14 protein-coding genes and 1 pseudogene are annotated in these 15,224 nt (G+C 65.8%); 5 read left to right on the top strand and 10 right to left on the bottom strand.

The window, feature by feature from the left end; translation table 11 throughout:
* Window positions 1-4: 4 nt before the first annotated feature.
* From rbfA to CFB35_RS07375, 8 genes are all read right to left on the bottom strand, one after another.
* The gene (rbfA, locus tag CFB35_RS07410; protein WP_059575767.1) at window positions 5-403 is read right to left on the bottom strand and encodes a 30S ribosome-binding factor RbfA; all 399 of its coding nucleotides are present in this window, start codon (window positions 401-403) and stop codon (window positions 5-7) included.
* Between the two features lie 114 nt (window positions 404-517).
* On the bottom strand, window positions 518-3,436 hold the full coding sequence (infB, locus tag CFB35_RS07405; RefSeq protein WP_059575770.1) for a translation initiation factor IF-2: 2,919 nt from the start codon (window positions 3,434-3,436) through the stop codon (window positions 518-520).
* 91 nt (window positions 3,437-3,527) lie between these two features.
* On the bottom strand, window positions 3,528-5,003 hold the full coding sequence (nusA, locus tag CFB35_RS07400; protein ID WP_059499058.1) for a transcription termination factor NusA: 1,476 nt from the start codon (window positions 5,001-5,003) through the stop codon (window positions 3,528-3,530).
* Complete coding sequence (gene rimP / locus CFB35_RS07395; protein ID WP_059575772.1) at window positions 5,003-5,461, bottom strand: ribosome maturation factor RimP; 459 nt, start codon at window positions 5,459-5,461, stop codon at window positions 5,003-5,005. The genes nusA and rimP overlap by 1 nt, the downstream gene beginning before the upstream one ends.
* 452 nt (window positions 5,462-5,913) lie before the next feature.
* Entirely contained in the window at window positions 5,914-7,650 is a 1,737-nt protein-coding gene (gene rluB, locus CFB35_RS07390; protein ID WP_059575774.1) for a 23S rRNA pseudouridine(2605) synthase RluB, read from the bottom strand.
* Window positions 7,651-7,710: 60 nt separating this feature from the next.
* A complete protein-coding gene (gene scpB, locus CFB35_RS07385) occupies window positions 7,711-8,748 on the bottom strand; it encodes an SMC-Scp complex subunit ScpB (RefSeq protein WP_059575776.1) in 1,038 nt (345 codons plus the stop codon).
* A 272-nt stretch (window positions 8,749-9,020) separates the two neighbouring features.
* Entirely contained in the window at window positions 9,021-10,223 is a 1,203-nt protein-coding gene (locus CFB35_RS07380) for a pyridoxal phosphate-dependent aminotransferase (RefSeq protein WP_059575778.1), read from the bottom strand.
* A gap of 75 nt (window positions 10,224-10,298) precedes the next feature.
* Window positions 10,299-11,201, bottom strand: a complete 903-nt coding sequence (locus CFB35_RS07375; protein WP_059575780.1) for a LysR family transcriptional regulator — start codon at window positions 11,199-11,201, stop codon at window positions 10,299-10,301.
* Between the two features lie 430 nt (window positions 11,202-11,631).
* On the opposite strand from CFB35_RS07375, the pseudogene CFB35_RS07370 reads away from it, so the two are divergent.
* Window positions 11,632-12,027: pseudogene (locus CFB35_RS07370) on the top strand (transposase); the annotation flags it as partial.
* A 201-nt stretch (window positions 12,028-12,228) separates the two neighbouring features.
* Window positions 12,229-12,480: a hypothetical protein gene (locus CFB35_RS07365; RefSeq protein WP_059608805.1), complete on the top strand. Its 252-nt coding sequence runs from the start codon at window positions 12,229-12,231 to the stop codon at window positions 12,478-12,480.
* 197 nt (window positions 12,481-12,677) lie between these two features.
* Here CFB35_RS07365 and CFB35_RS07360 read toward each other — a convergent pair whose 3' ends face one another.
* Entirely contained in the window at window positions 12,678-12,995 is a 318-nt protein-coding gene (locus CFB35_RS07360; protein ID WP_059575782.1) for a hypothetical protein, read from the bottom strand.
* A gap of 160 nt (window positions 12,996-13,155) precedes the next feature.
* Between CFB35_RS07360 and CFB35_RS07355 the strand changes: the two genes are divergently transcribed.
* The 3 genes from CFB35_RS07355 to CFB35_RS07345 all read left to right on the top strand — a co-directional run bounded on the left by CFB35_RS07355 (window position 13,156) and on the right by CFB35_RS07345 (window position 14,763).
* Window positions 13,156-13,872, top strand: a complete 717-nt coding sequence (locus CFB35_RS07355; protein WP_059575784.1) for a YdcF family protein — start codon at window positions 13,156-13,158, stop codon at window positions 13,870-13,872.
* A gap of 221 nt (window positions 13,873-14,093) precedes the next feature.
* A complete protein-coding gene (locus CFB35_RS07350) occupies window positions 14,094-14,369 on the top strand; it encodes a hypothetical protein (RefSeq protein WP_059575785.1) in 276 nt (91 codons plus the stop codon).
* Window positions 14,370-14,505: 136 nt separating this feature from the next.
* Window positions 14,506-14,763 (top strand): hypothetical protein, encoded by a 258-nt coding sequence (locus CFB35_RS07345; RefSeq protein ID WP_059575787.1) that lies wholly within the window; start codon window positions 14,506-14,508, stop codon window positions 14,761-14,763.
* A 52-nt stretch (window positions 14,764-14,815) separates the two neighbouring features.
* Here the strand turns inward: CFB35_RS07345 and CFB35_RS07340 are convergent, their stop codons facing one another.
* Window positions 14,816-15,106, bottom strand: coding sequence for a putative quinol monooxygenase (locus CFB35_RS07340; protein ID WP_059575789.1), 291 nt, complete (start codon window positions 15,104-15,106; stop codon window positions 14,816-14,818).
* Window positions 15,107-15,224: the final 118 nt, after the last annotated feature.

The following is a 15,224-nucleotide window of genomic DNA, read 5'->3' as shown; positions in this document are numbered from 1 at the left end:
GAGCTCAATCGTCCTTGGCAGGCGCATCGGCCTCGCCGTCGTCCTTCGCGCGCGTCGAGTTCGCTTCCTTGATCAGGCGCGACATTTCGACGGCCTTCTCGATCGTCTGGTCGTAATGGAAATGCAGCGTCGGCACCGTATGAATGTGCAGGCGCTTGAACAGCAGGTTGTGCAGGTGGCCCGACGCGTGGTTCAGCGCCTCCTGCGTCTTGTCCGGATCGCCGGTGAGCGCCGTGAAGTAGACCTTCGCGTGCGCATAGTCGGGCGTGAGTTCCACGCTCTGGATGGTCACGATACCGATGCGCGGATCTTTGACCTCGCGCATGATGAGTTCGGACAGATCGCGCTGAATCTGATCGGCGATCTGAACGTTGCGATTGGGGGAAGTACGTTTCCTGGACATGATCGATCCGTGATCCGTTTATCAGGATGAAGCGGCGGCCATTTTCGGCACGCCACCATGAAAATGGGCGGGACAGGCCCAAGCCTGCCCCGCCCATGAGCCGATACGCGACGATTACAGCGTACGCGCGACTTCGGTCACTTCGAAGACTTCGAACTGGTCGCCTTCGATGATGTCGTTGAAGTTCTTCACCGACATACCGCACTCGAAGCCTTGCTTCACTTCCTTCACATCGTCCTTGAAGCGCTTCAGCGATTCGAGTTCGCCCGTGAAGATCACGACGTTGTTGCGCAGCACGCGCACCGACGACGAGCGCTTGACGATACCGTCCGTGACCATACAGCCTGCGACCGTGCCGACCTTCGGTACCTTGAAGACCTGGCGCACCTCGACCATGCCGGTGACCACTTCGCGCTTCTCCGGCGCCAGCATGCCCGACATCGCCGCCTTCACCTCATCCACTGCGTCGTAGATGATGTTGTAGTAGCGGATATCGATGCCGTTCGCCTCGGCCAGCTTGCGCGCCTGTGCATCCGCACGCGTGTTGAAGCCGATGATGACCGCCTTCGATGCCGTCGCGAGGTTGACGTCGTTTTCGCTGATGCCGCCGACCGCGCTGTGCACGATCTGCACGCGCACTTCGTCGGTCGACAGCTTGAGCAACGACTGCACGAGCGCTTCCTGCGAACCCTGCACGTCTGCCTTGATGATGAGCGGCAGGTTCTGCACTTCGCCTTCGCCCATCTGCTCGAGCATGCTTTCCAGCTTCGCGGCCTGCTGCTTCGCGAGCTTCACGTCGCGGAACTTGCCCTGACGGAACAGCGCGATTTCACGCGCCTTGCGCTCGTCCGGCAGCACGATCACTTCCTCGCCCGCGCCTGGCACTTCCGACAGACCCTGGATCTCGACCGGGATCGACGGGCCGGCTTCCTTCGTCGGCTTGCCGTTCTCGTCGAGCATCGCACGGACGCGGCCGTAGGCCGTACCCGCCAGCACGATATCGCCGCGGTTCAGCGTACCGGACTGCACGAGGATCGTCGCGACCGGGCCTTTACCCTTGTCGAGCTTCGCTTCGATCACGATGCCCTTGGCCGGCGCTTCGACCGGTGCCTTCAGTTCCAGCACTTCGGCCTGCAGCAGCACGTTTTCGAGCAGATCGTCGATACCTGCGCCCGTCTTGGCCGACACCGGCACGAACGGCGAATCGCCGCCGTATTCTTCCGGCACGACGCCTTCCGCGACCAGCTCCTGCTTGACGCGATCGGGGTTCGCTTCCGGCTTGTCGATCTTGTTGATCGCGACGACGATCGGCACGCCACCCGCCTTCGCGTGGGCGATGGCTTCCTTCGTCTGCGGCATCACGCCGTCGTCGGCCGCCACCACCAGCACCACGATGTCGGTCGCCTTCGCGCCGCGTGCACGCATTGCCGTGAACGCTTCGTGACCCGGCGTATCGAGGAACGTGATGACGCCACGCGGCGTATCGACGTGGTAAGCGCCGATGTGCTGCGTAATGCCGCCCGCTTCGCCCGCGGCAACCTTCGCGCGGCGGATGTGGTCGAGCAGCGAGGTCTTGCCGTGGTCGACGTGACCCATCACCGTGACGACCGGCGGACGCGGCAGTTGCTCCGCATCGGTACCGGTTTCGCCCTCGACGAGCAGCGCTTCCGGATCGTCCAGCTTCGCGGCGACCGCGCGGTGGCCCAGCTCCTCGACGATGATCATCGCCGTTTCCTGGTCCAGCACCTGGTTGATCGTGACCATCTGGCCCATCTTCATCATCACCTTGATGACTTCGGAGGCCTTGATCGACATCTTGTGCGCGAGATCGGCAACCGACACGGTTTCCGGCACGTGCACTTCACGGACGATCGGTTCGGTCGGCGCCTGGAACGACGATGCGCTGTCCTGGTGACGGCCGCGACCCTTCGGGCCGCCGCGCCAGCCGCGGTCGACGCCGCCGCTCGAATCGCCGCGCGTCTTGATGCCGCGACGCTTCGCTGCGTCGTCCTGCCAGCCGCCCTTGCCTGCGCCCGGCTTCTTGTTGCGGTCGCCCGCGCCTGCCGGCGCCTGCGTCGCGGCCGGTGCCGCGGCGCCGGCCGGCTTCTTCACGGCCGGACGCGCCTGCGCACCTTCCGGCTTCGCCGGCTTGTGCAGCGTGCCCTTCGCTTCGGCCGGCTTCGCCGGTTCCGCCGGCTTCGGCGGCTCGACTGCCTTGACCACGGCCTTGCGCGGCGTGTTCATCATTTCGCGGATCGCGCGTGCTTCGGCTTCGGCCGCCGCGCGGCGCTTGCTGATCTCTTCCTGCTCGGCGCGCGCCTTGTCGGCCGCCTCGCGAGCAGCGTCCTCGGCCTTCTTCGCCGCTTCGCGCTGCGCCGCACGTTCCGCGGCTGCACGCGCTTCGTCCTGCGCGGACTGCGTCGGCGCCGTTTCCTGCTCGGCCGCGGCGGCCTGCCGGGCTGCCGCCTGCTGCGCCGCGGCGGCTTCCGCCGCTGCACGCTTCGCCGCCGCTTCTTCCTCGGCGCGACGGCGCTCGGCCTCGGCCGCTTCCTCGCGGGCGCGACGCTCGGCTTCCTCGCGTTCGAGGCGTTCCTGACGCTCGCGCAGCTCCTGCGCCTGCTTCTCGAGCAGTTCGGCCTCGCGGCGCGCCTCTTCCTCGCGACGCTTCAGTTCCGCATCGTCGTCCGCTTCGGCAACCTGCGCCTGACCCTGTTCCGCACCGTCGGCCACGTCGTCGCGCTTGACGAACGTACGCTTCTTGCGAACCTCGACCTGAATGGTGCGAGCCTTGCCCGTCGCGTCAGATTGCTTGATCTCCGACGTATGCTTGCGGGTCAGCGTGATCTTGCGCTTGTCGCCGTCGGTTGCGCCGTGCGACTTGCGCAAATGATCGAGCAGACGCGCCTTGTCCGCTTCGGACAGCGCATCGTCTTCACTCGCTTTCTGGACGCCCGCTGCCTGCAGCTGTTCGAGCAGCACACCAGCAGGCATTTTCAGTTCCGCGGCAAATTGGGCTACGTTGTTACTCGCCATTCATTCCTCTTAGTGCAAGGACCGATTCCTTGCGGTTAGCATCGGGTCAGGCCATACGGCCGCCATCAAATCAGTGCGCCATGGTCATTTCTCACTGGAACCAGTGTTCACGTGCTTTCATGATCAACGCCTTAGCGGCATCCTCTTCCATCCCGGTCATGTCGACCAGTTCATCCACAGCCAGCTCGGCGAGATCGTCGCGCGTCTGCACGCCATGTTCGGCCAGCTTCGCGAGCAACTCCGGCGTGATGCCGTCGAGGCTCTTGAGATCCAGCGCCGCGTTCTCGACCTTTTCTTCGTTCGCGATGGCCATCGTCAACAGCGCGTCGCGTGCGCGGTTGCGCAGTTCGTGCACGGTGTCCTCGTCGAACGCTTCGATTTCGAGCATTTCGTTGAGCGGCACGTACGCGATCTCTTCGAGGCTCGTGAAGCCTTCGTCGATCAGGATGTCGGCAACTTCTTCGTCGACGTCGAGACGCGCCATGAACAGTGCACGCAGCCGGTCGCGTTCTTCGCCCTGCTTCAGCGCGGATTCGTCCGGCGTCATGATGTTGATCTGCCAGCCGGTGAGCTCGCCGGCAAGGCGAACGTTCTGACCGCTGCGGCCGATCGCGACAGCCAGTTCGTTCTCGTCGACGACGACGTCCATCGAATGCTTTTCTTCATCGACGACGATCGACTGGACGGCTGCCGGCGCGAGCGCGCCGATCACGAACTGGGCGGGATCCTCCGACCATAGCACGATGTCGATGTTTTCGCCACCGAGCTCGTTGCGTACGGCCTGCACGCGAGAGCCGCGGATGCCGACGCAGGTGCCGATCGGATCGATCCGCTTGTCGTAGGCGATGACGCCGATCTTCGCGCGCACGCCCGGGTCGCGGGCAGCCGCCTTGATCTCGAGCAGGCCCTGCTCGATTTCCGGCACTTCCATCTCGAACAGCTTCATCAGGAATTCGGGCGCCGTGCGCGACAGTTCGATCTGCGGGCCGCGCGCGGTGCGGTCGACCTTCGCGATATACGCACGCACGCGGTCGCCCACGCGCAGGTTTTCCTTCGGGATCAGCTGATCGCGGCGCAGCAGCGCCTCGACACGGCCCGATTCGACGATGAAGTTGCCCTTGTCGAGGCGCTTCACCGTGCCGGTCATGATCTTTTCGCCGCGCTCGAGGTAGTCGTTCAGGATCTGCTCGCGCTCGGCGTCGCGCACCTTCTGCAGGATCACCTGCTTCGCGGCCTGCGCACCGATGCGACCGAATTCGATGGACGGAACGGGTTCCTCGACATACTCGCCGACTTCGACGTCGGGATTCTGCTCACGTGCCTCGAACAGCAGGATCTCTCGATCCGGCTCCTGCAAGCCTGCCTCGTCGGGCACGACGAGCCAGCGACGGAAGGTTTCGTGCTCGCCGCTTTCGCGATCGATATGGACGCGGATTTCGGCGCCTTCGTCGAACAGCTTCTTGGAAGCGGAAGCGAGCGCGGCCTCGAGGGCGCCCAGCACCACATCCTTGTCGACGTTTTTCTCGCGCGCCAGCGCATCCACCAGCATCAACACTTCGCGACTCATTATTTGCGGCTCCTAAAGTCAACTTGCGGAATCAGGCGGGCTTTGTCGATATCGGCCAGCGTGAAATCCAGCATGGCTGCCTCGCCCTTCTTCCCCTCAAATTCCAAACCGATCGTTTCGCCATTCGGCGCGTGCAGAATGCCCCGGTACGTCTTGCGCCCGTCCAGCGGCTTTTTCAAGGTCACGGAAGCTTCGCTGCCGGCGAAGCGCTCGAAGTCGGCCAGCTTCTTCAACGGGCGGTCGAGCCCCGGGGACGAGACTTCGAGCCGTTCGTAATCGATGTTTTCGACCGTCAAGACGTGCTGGAGCTGACGTGTGACCTTTTCGCAATCTTCGAGCGAGATGCCGGCAGGCTGATCGATATAGATGCAAAGCATGCCGCGCCCGGTGCGCTCGAGATCCACCAGCTCGTAGCCGAGCCCGGTGACCGTGGTTTCTATCAGTTCCGTCAGTTGCACAGTGTCCTCTCAGGTGTTCGCGCCCGCCGCTCGCGATTCACCCGCGGGCGCGCGCCTTAGCCGGCGCAGGAAGCGCTACCCGAGATGCCTAACCGTTTCAGCAAAAAAAAATGGGCGGAACGCCCATCTTCTTACTGGTGGTCGCACCTGAGCCGCACATTGAATCCGTACGCCCAGCGACTCCGCGATTATAGCGATTTTTGGCGCAAACGCCAAGCCAGCCGGTAAAAGCAGCGCGTCGGCTGCCTTTACGGACCGAAAATGCGAAATCGGGCTGCCCGATCGACCGATATCACCCTGCCGTACCGGTGATCGCCGTTGTCGCGGCACGCGACATCGATGCAGCCGAACCCCGTCAATACAATGCGTCGCGTCGACACAACCGGCCGGATGCCGGCCAGACCGACGAGCCGGCGGCTTTACGCCGCCGTACGACGCCAATCAACAGCGACTTAACGGCTGCGCGTGCGGCTGCGCTGCGGACGCTGGCCGCCGCGCGGGCCGCCGTTGCCTGCGCCGTCGGCACGATTGCCGCCCGGATTGCGATTGCCGCCGCCCTTGCCACCGCCGCGCTTGCCGCCCGCGCCATCGCGCTTGGGACCTGCGCCATACGACGCGCGATTGCCGTCGACATCGCGACCGCCGCCGGCGCGGTTGCCGTCGCGCCCCATGCGGTTGCCGTCGCGGCCGCCGCCCGTGCGATTGCCGTAGCCCGACGGCGCAACCGGCAGGCTGCCGTAGCCGCTCAGACCCGGCAACCCCGGGCCGCCGCGCCGGCCACCGCCGCGACGCGGCTGGTCGAGTTGCCCGTGCGTCGTCAGCACCGGCTCGCGGCTGATGAAGCCCATCGACGTCTGCATCGGATCGGGCTGGCGACGCTCGGCCGGACCGGCAGCGCCGCGCTTGCCCTTCTCCTCGGACGGCGCCTTCAGGCCGACGGTCGCCATCAGCTTGCGCACCTGCGCGTCGTCGAGCTCCTCCCAACGACCACGCTTCAAGCCGCGCGGCAGCGGAATCGGGCCGTGACGCGTACGGATCAGCCGGCTCACCATCAGGCCGACCGCCTCGAACATCCGGCGCACTTCGCGATTGCGGCCTTCGGCCAGCGCGACGTGATACCAATGATTCGTGCCTTCGCCGCCGCCATCGCGGATACGCAGGAAATTCGCCGGACCGTCGTCGAGCTCGACGCCGTGCAGCAACTTCTGCCGCATGCCTTCGGACAGCTCGCCGACGACGCGCACCGCGTACTCGCGCTCGACGCTGTAACGCGGATGCATGAAGCGGTTCGCGAGGTCGCCGGAAGTCGTCAGCATCAGCAGACCTTCGGTATTGAAGTCGAGGCGCCCCACCGCAAGCCATTTCGCCGTCTTCATCGGCGGCAGGCGGTCGAACACCGACGGACGGCCTTCCGGATCCGCGTGGCTGACGATTTCGCCGGTCGGCTTGTGATACAGCAGCACGCGCGGCGGCTTGTTCGGCAGCTTGCGCTTGACCGGCTTGCCGTTGATCCGCACCTGGTCGGTCGGCATGATCCGCTGGCCGATGTGCGCGGGCTCGCCGTTCACCGACACGCGGCCGGCGACGATCAGCTCTTCCATTTCGCGACGCGAACCCATGCCTGCTTCCGCCAGCACCTTGTGGAGCTTCGGCGCGTCGTCGTCCGGCGACAGCACGCGCTTGTTCGCCGGCTGGTTGCGCCCGCGCCGCAGCATCGGCGCACGGACGCCGCTACCGCCCGCGGAGTTGTCCGCATCGAAGGCGGGCGACGTCACGTACGCAAACAGTTCGTCCTGGGACGCATCGCCTTCAACGGGTTTCGCCAAGCCACCTTCTGCCTTCGATGCCCCGCGACGGCCCTGGCCGCCCTTGGCCGCGCCTTCGCGCTTGCCGGCCGGCTTGCGAGTGCCCTTGGCCGCGCCTTCCTTGCGAGGCGCACGCGCCGGCTGCGCATCGGCAGCCTCGGCCGGCTGCGCATCCGCGCCCTCGGCGCCCTGCTGCTCGCCTTCGGCGCCCTTCGACTTGGCCGCCGCGCGACGCCGCGCGATCAGGCTGCGCGGACCGCGCCGCAGACCGCGGCGGGGACGCTCGTCGCCACCCGCGGCCGAAGCATCCTGCTCCGGCGCATCGTCGGCACGCGCTGCCTGCACGGCAGGCGCGGACGATTCAATATCGTGGATATCTGTCAAAACAACCTCAAAATGTCAGGTCTCGCGCCCGGCGCGGGCGCGGCAAGAAGTTGGCCGCGATCAGGCGCGACGCTGTTCGGGTTCTGCTTCGTCGTCCGGCAGCGCGTCGGCGCCGATGGGCGCACTGGCGCTTCGTACGGCATCCGCGAGACTGTCGGACGTGTCGTCCAGCGTCTCGTCGTCCGCAGGACGGGAGCGGGGGGCGTCGGCCTGATCGGCCTCGCCGGGCGTGTCGCCGGCCGCTTCCGCTCCGTCTCCGGCAGCCGCTTCGGCGGCCGGCTTGCGATCTTCCTCGCTCGAATCCGCACGCTGCGGCTCGGGCTGCACATCGGTCGACACGGCTTCGGCGCCGACCTGTTCCGTCCGTTCCGCGTGCCCACGATCAGCATCGAGCGTATCGCGACTCGGGAATTCCTGCGTCGACGCGACGTCGGCCACGGCATCGCCCGGCACCTCGGCCGACTCGCCGGCGGGCACGTCATCCGCCTGCGCCTGCGGCACGTCGGCCGCAGCCTCGTCGGTCACCGGCACGTCGCCGTCGAAATCCATGGCCTGCTGCGCGAGCAGCGCGGCCTCGATGTTCGCGGCCGGCTCTTCGAGCGCCGGCAGGTCGTCGAGCGCCTTCAGGCCGAGATCGTCGAGGAATTGCTTGGTCGTCGCATACAGCGCCGGACGCCCCGGCACGTCGCGATGACCGATCACCTCGATCCAGCCGCGATCCTCGAGTTGCTTGACCACCTGCGTATTGACCGTGACGCCGCGAATCTCTTCGATGTCGCCGCGCGTGACGGGCTGCCGGTACGCGATGATCGCGAGCGTTTCGAGTACCGCGCGCGAATATTTCGGCGGCTTCTCGGGATGCAGCCGATCGAGATAATGACGCATCGCCGGCTTGCTCTGAAAGCGCCACCCGGTCGCCAGCGCCACCAGTTCGACACCGCGACCGGACCAATCCTGTTTCAGATCTTCGAGCAACGTGCGGACCGTGTCAGCCGACACGCCGTCGGCAAAGAGCTTGCGCAAATCGCCGAGCTTCAGCGGCTCCTGCGCACAGATCAAAGCAGTCTCGAGGACGATCTTCGCCTCTTGGGTATTCATGCAGCTAGGCCAGACCCTGTGGTCAAACGAACCGGATCAACAAACAGACGAAAGGAACGGAAGACGCGCTCGCCCGATTCTGATCGGTCATATTGATGGGAGCACGAACCGGGGGCGGCGAACCAACTTCAGGCCAGGCCCAAACCGGACGGAACAGCACGGCTCAACGACGGAACCGCGTGACTGAACGCCATATTACGCAAAATTGCCCGGTGCGTAAAGATGAGCGGAACAGGCCGCCGCCCAGGCCGCATGCCCGCTCCGGCCCCGCTTCAGCGAGCGCCGGCGCCGCGTGCCAGGAACCGGCGCAGCCGCTCCACGCCCGCGTCGAGTCGCGCCGGATCGCACGCATAGCACCAGCGCACGAACCCTTCCCCCTCGGGGCCGAACGCGCGCCCGGGCGCAAGGCCGAGCCCTGCCTCGCGCACCAGCGTCGTGCAGAACGCCAGGCTGTCGGCCGCGCCCGGCAGCCGCAGGAACAGGTACATCGCGCCCGGCGGCGGCGGCACCTCGACGCCCGGCAACGTCCGCAGCGCGGCGACCAGATGGTCGCGCGCGTCGCGCAGCGCCGAGACGAACGACCGCACGAACGGCTCGCCGTCGCGCAACGCGACCACGGCCGCGGCCTGCACGAAACCCGGCGCACACGACGTGTTGTATTCGACGAGCTTCGACAGCTCGCCCATCACCGACGTCGGCGCAACCAGCCATCCGAGCCGCCAGCCCGTCATCGCCCATGCCTTCGAGAAGGAATTCACGACCACGACGCGCTCGTCGCGCGACGCGATATCGAGGAACGACGGCGCACCGCCCTCGCCGAATGCAAGCCGCTCGTACACCTCGTCGGCGACCAGCCAGATGCCGTGACGACGGCAATGGGCGAGCACGGCCTGCTGATCGTCGCGCGACATCGTCCAGCCGGTCGGGTTGTTCGGCGAATTGATCAACAGCATCCGCGTATCGGGCGTCAGCGCCGCGAGCAACCGGCCGACGTCGAGCTGCCAGCCCGCGTCGCCGTAATCGAGCGGCACGCAGTCGACCCGCGCGCCGAGAATCTTCGGAATCTCGACGAGATTCGGCCACAACGGCGTGACCGCGACGACACGCTCGCCCGGCCCGACGAGCATCTGCGCAGCCAGCATCAGCGCATTCACGCCCGAGCTCGTCACGGCGACCGTGCCGGCCGCCGTCGCGCCGTGACGCGCGCTGACATAGGCCGCGATCGCGTCGCGCAGCGGCGCCGTGCCGAGATTGTGCGTGTAGAAGGTCGCGCCCTCGCGCAGCGCCGCCGCTGCGGCGTCACGGATGAAATCCGGCGTCACGCGATCGGATTCGCCGAACCAGAACGGCAGCACGTCCGGCACGCCGAAGCCGGCGTTCGCGACTTCGCGGATCAGCGACGGGCGCAGCGCGTGCACCGCGGCGCGCGCCGCAGGCTCATCGTTCACCGGGAAAAAACCTGCGGAATGCGTCATCGAGAACCACCGCCAACGAACACGATCCACGTAGTGTACCGGCCGGCAAGCCGGGCCGGCTCACGCCGATGCGCATCACTCGAGGTCCTCGGCCCGCGCCGGCATCTGCCGCACGAGCTCCCAGATCGCCTGCGCGGCGGGCGACAACGACCGGTCGCGGCGGCGCACCAGCTCGACGGTGCGTTCGGTGCGCGGCGTGAGCGGCCGCGCGACGAGCGTCGAGCCGGCGGGCAGCGGCAGCGACAGCCATGGCTGCACGCTCACGCCGACACCGGCCTCGACCAGCCCGAACACGGTCGCCGAATGCCCGAGTTCCTGCATGACCGTCGCGTTGACGCGATGCGTGGCCAGCGCCGCATCGATCAGCGGCCGGCTGCCCGACGCATGGTCGAGCAGCACGAGGCGCTCGCCGTCCAGCGCCGCCCACGGCACCTCGGACCGCGCCGCGAGCGGATGGTCGGCGCGCGCGACAAGGCAGAACGAATCGGTCATCAACGGTTCGCAGACGAGATCGGCGACCGTCAGCGGCCCGATCACGACGCCGAAATCGACTTCGCTCGACTTCACCTTGCGCAACACGTCGCTCTGTACGTCGTCGCGCAGGCCGAGCGTCACGAACGGGAACTGCCGCTCGCACGACGCCACCACGCGCGGCATCAGCCTGCATGCGATCGTCGGGCTTGCCGCGACGATCACGCGCCCGCGGCGCTGCTCGCCGATCTCGCGGATCTCGCGCAGCGTATCGTCGAGATCGTCGAGCAGGCGCGACACGCTCGCGATCAGATTCGCCCCGACATCGGTCAGTTGCACGTCCCGCGTCGTGCGGTCGATCAGCTTCAGCCCGAGTTCGGCCTCGAGCTCGCGCACGCAGCGGCTGACCGCGGACTGCGTGAGCCCGATCTCGTCACCCGCCCGGCTGAAGCTCTTGAGCCGCGCGACTTCGATGAACACGCGAAGCTGGCGCAGCGTAACGTTCATCCCCTGACCTCATCAATCGTCGATATCGATGCGCGATTTTAATGCGCGAAACCGGCTTCGGTGACGAATCCGGCGTCCCTCGCCCATGTTTCGCTGCGGTGCAATACGTTCGCAAACGCACGTGACATGGGCGAATTGCACAAGATTGGTGATTGTCCCGATTTGCTCACGGGTTATTTTGGCGTCTTATACGCCCCTAGCTGACTTAGCCGTTAGCTCGCTGCCAAGCGGCTCTCGAGGGATTCACCTCCGACATGGCACGCTTCGTGCATTACCTTGCGCACAGGGTGCAGGTTTCGTCGGACGGAAGAGCAGAAACACCGCTGCCGGCCAACCGGACGCCCCCACCCGGCACTCGACGATCGAGTGCTTGAAGAGTGCGCGGCGCAGGGCAGCGCACCGGAGTTAGCTTCGCTGAGGTGAGGACATGATGCTGTTCGACGATTTGAGAGATAACGAATGGGCGCTGGTCGAGGGTCTGTTTTGCTCGGAACCCGCACGGAGTGAGCGGCGCGGCCGTCCTCGCGTGGAGGCTCGTTCGGTGGTCAACGCCGTGCTGTGGGTGCTGTCGACGGGCGAAGGCTGGTCCAAACTGCCGGGCCGCTATCCGTCCCCGCCGACCTGCCGCCGCCGCTTCGACGAATGGCAGGCGGACGGTACGCTCGCCGAAATCGTGAAGCGACTCGGCACGAGCGGCCGGCAGATTTCGCTGCGTGGACGCATCGGCGCAAGCGCGGCGAAGCCACCCGCGCCGCCGAGCCGCGATCGGTTGCGCGGCGCCTTCTGGACCAATCCGGAATCCTGGCGCGCGCCCGTCAAGATGGCGTAACGAATGCTCGATCGGGCGGCTTCGGCCGCCCGGTTTCTTTCTGCGACGCGATCTTGTTGCGCCGCATGCATTGCAGTCGATTACCGTTGTCGTGCCGCGAAACATCTATTTACCAATATTTACAGCAAGCCTGCACTCCCACGCTTACCTTAGCGACATATCAACAGGCCGCACGGACGGCTTGAAGGGAGCCCCGCCATGAAAACAATGTCACTGCTCGTTGCATGCGGCATTGTCGTTTCCGTGGCGCTCGCCGCTCCGGCCCATGCCGACGATCGCGTGAAGCCGCCCCATCGCCAGCAGGATCACCGCAATACCCTCCGCCAGCCGCCGTCAGGCAACCCGTCCAGCCGGCAAACCGTGCCGCGCGGCGACTTGCGCGGCGACATCGCCAGCAACGCGCGGGCGCGGATCGGCTCTCAGTCGCCCGGCGTGCCACGCCATCCGTAGACGTCCTGCCGATTTCGAGATTTCGCGAAAGAAAATGTCCGCATCCGGGAACTGCGCCGCATGCGGCGGGTCAACATCGTTGCCATGAGCACAGCGTGGCAGCAGCAAAAGTATCCGGTACGCCCGTATCTTCGCGATACGGGCTTTTTTTGCGTCGCGGGCCCGCGTGGCGATGCACGGGGCGGGATGGAATACCGCTACAGACGGCTTTCGAGAATCGCCACGGCGCTCGCTTCGCTCAACGCGTAGTCGTCCATGCGGCGATCCGTCCAGGAAAGTAATTTCTCTTCGCGCTCGAGGCGCGAGAATTCGGCTCGACCGCTGTCGGTCAGTACGGCAATGTCGACCGGTGCATGGAAGCCCGGTGCGGGGGCAACGGTCTTCTGCCGGACCGTGTCCATCAGCCCGAGCGAACGGAGATACTCGAACACGCCCGGGCGGCGTGCCCACGGTACCTGGCGGTACTGCACTCGTCTCAATGCGTCGAGCACCGCTTCGTTGGAATACGTGGCCATCTCGATTCTTTCTTAAAGTGCAGCGACAATGCGAAGCGGCGCGCCGGGCGGGGTCTCCGCCCGCCCCAACCGCCACCGATTCTGGAGGCCGACGTTCTCCGGCGTCGCGTCAGGGCCAGATCGTCAGTCCTCCATAAAAAGACACCATACCCCAATCAAATTGATTCTGTTCGATTCATTTGTACTTCTCTTCATCGGTTTCATGCTCTGCCGCAAGCAGCGTAGAACCATTTCGATCGCCGCCGTCGCGCTGTTCTGGCTGCTGGCGACGGGCTGGCTTGCGGCGCCGCTGATCGCCTGGACCGAGGCCGGCGTCACGCCGGTCGAACATCCCGACATGCACGGGCGAACCACGCTGATCCTGATCGGCGCCGGCACGCGCCGCACCGACACCGGATTGCAGCCGCCGCCCGATGGCGTCGCGCGCATCCGCAAGGTTGCGGCGCTCTACCGCACGTGCCGGCAACAGGCCGAACGCTGCACCGTGGTGATGTCGGGCGGCGACCCGCAGCATCACGGCGACACCGAGGCGGCCGTCTACGGGCGCCAGCTCGTCGCGCAAGGCGTGGCGCCGGCCGATCTCGTGCTCGAACCGAACAGCCGCACAACCTACGAAAACGCGAAATTCACTGCATCTATACTACGCCCACAGTGTGACGACGCGCGCATTCTCGTCACGTCGTCGTACCAGATGCGCCGGGCCCTGCTCGACTTCCGCCATTTCGGCATCGATCCGCAACCTGTTTATGCGAATCGCCGACGCGCGCAAACGGGCTGGCTGCCGCGCTGGCGCAACGTGGCCAACGCCGAGCAGGCGTTGCACGAACTGGTCGGGATCGCGCAATTCCACGTATATCGTTGGCTCGGCTGGTTTTGACGACATCGTGAAAATCGGCGCGAAAATCGCGGCTCCACCCTCGATGGCCGACGCGTGACGAACTGCGCGGAGTGTTGCGCGACTTCAACGGGGCCTTGCATCGTGCGACGATCCGGTGCACATTGATCCGTCACTTTTGTTACACTCGACACGCACTCGATTGCAGTCGCCAGACAAAACGGCAACACTCGGGTTCATCACCACTTAGCGGAGGTAAAGCAATGAAGAAGACGTCCCTGGCTATCCTGGTAGCGATGTCGGCGCTGACTGGCGCAGCGTATGCGCAAGAGAGCACGCAGATCCAGACCATCACCGATCCGGCCAAGATCGCCGAGATCGAGCAGCGCGCCCAAGCACTGCAACAGCAACAAGCGGCCGAAGCGGCTCAGCCGGCGGCGCAGGAAGAGCATCACCACGGCAAGAAGGCTGCGCATCACAAGGCAGCAGCGAAGAAGGCCGCCAAGAAGGCGAAGGCTGCAGACGCTGCCAGCCAGTAAGTTCGGCGGCACCGCTCCAGCGAAAAGCCGAATCCGGGCAACCGGGTTCGGCTTTTTTGGTTGCGGCGCCCGCGCGCTGTGCTAAAGTCGCGCACCGAAATTTTCCACCCGTGCGCACCCCGGTGCGGAGGACAGCATGAGCAACATTCAACTCGACATCGAGTGGACCGAAGCCGCCACTCGCAAGATCAAGCAACTGATGCCCCGCGGCTCGGACGACGCGTTCCTCGCGCTGCCGCCGATCGAGTGTCTGCCGATGGAGGGCGACGTGCTGTTCCTCGGCCCGCAAGGCAAGCAGCAGCCGTTCATCGTTGCCGAGCGCCAGTATCACCACGACGGCGACGCCGACTGGACGATCATCCTGATCCTCGACGTACCCGGCGCGTCACACTGACGCGCCGCCGCGACCGGACACGTCCGGTCGCCCCACTCCGCCGCACTCCGGCTCAGATGAGTTTCGACAGCACGCGGATTTCGGAACGCTCGATCCAGTCCGCGGCCGCTTCGCGATAGGCGAGAATGTGCGCGGAACGCGCATGAGCGGCCAGCGCCTCCTCGCTCTCCCAACGCTCGACGAATACGAATCGCGCGGGCTCCCTCAGATCCCGGTGCAGGTCATACTGCAACGCCCCCGCTTCGTTGCGGGTTGGTTCGACGATTCCCTCGAGCACGACGCGCAGTTTTTCCTCGGCGCCCGGCTTCGCCACGATCAGCGCCACGACTGCGATTTCCGCCATTCCCGCCTCCTTCATTCAAAAAGTCCGAGAATACGCGCATCGCGCACCAGCGACGCCGATAAGGCATGACGACGGCACAAAAAAAATAGCCCGCGCTTCAGAGAAGCGCGGGCGAAAC

The organism is Burkholderia sp. AU16482 (assembly GCF_002223285.1).
Classification (GTDB): Bacteria; Pseudomonadota; Gammaproteobacteria; order Burkholderiales; family Burkholderiaceae; genus Burkholderia; species Burkholderia semiarida.
This window is presented reverse-complemented; position numbering and strand designations above follow the sequence as displayed.

What these genes read in the sequence shown, in the direction of transcription:
- nusA (WP_059499058.1), bottom strand. Translation starts at nt 5,003, where the DNA reads ATGAGTCGCGAAGTGTTGATGCTGGTGGATGCGCTGGCGCGCGAGAAA.
- CFB35_RS07365 (WP_059608805.1), top strand. Translation starts at nt 12,229, where the DNA reads ATGAAAACAATGTCACTGCTCGTTGCATGCGGCATTGTCGTTTCCGTG.
- rbfA (WP_059575767.1), bottom strand. Translation starts at nt 403, where the DNA reads ATGTCCAGGAAACGTACTTCCCCCAATCGCAACGTTCAGATCGCCGAT.
- CFB35_RS07345 (WP_059575787.1), top strand. Translation starts at nt 14,506, where the DNA reads ATGAGCAACATTCAACTCGACATCGAGTGGACCGAAGCCGCCACTCGC.
- CFB35_RS07350 (WP_059575785.1), top strand. Translation starts at nt 14,094, where the DNA reads ATGAAGAAGACGTCCCTGGCTATCCTGGTAGCGATGTCGGCGCTGACT.
- scpB (WP_059575776.1), bottom strand. Translation starts at nt 8,748, where the DNA reads ATGAATACCCAAGAGGCGAAGATCGTCCTCGAGACTGCTTTGATCTGT.
- CFB35_RS07380 (WP_059575778.1), bottom strand. Translation starts at nt 10,223, where the DNA reads ATGACGCATTCCGCAGGTTTTTTCCCGGTGAACGATGAGCCTGCGGCG.
- CFB35_RS07375 (WP_059575780.1), bottom strand. Translation starts at nt 11,201, where the DNA reads ATGAACGTTACGCTGCGCCAGCTTCGCGTGTTCATCGAAGTCGCGCGG.
- infB (WP_059575770.1), bottom strand. Translation starts at nt 3,436, where the DNA reads ATGGCGAGTAACAACGTAGCCCAATTTGCCGCGGAACTGAAAATGCCT.
- CFB35_RS07340 (WP_059575789.1), bottom strand. Translation starts at nt 15,106, where the DNA reads ATGGCGGAAATCGCAGTCGTGGCGCTGATCGTGGCGAAGCCGGGCGCC.
- CFB35_RS07360 (WP_059575782.1), bottom strand. Translation starts at nt 12,995, where the DNA reads ATGGCCACGTATTCCAACGAAGCGGTGCTCGACGCATTGAGACGAGTG.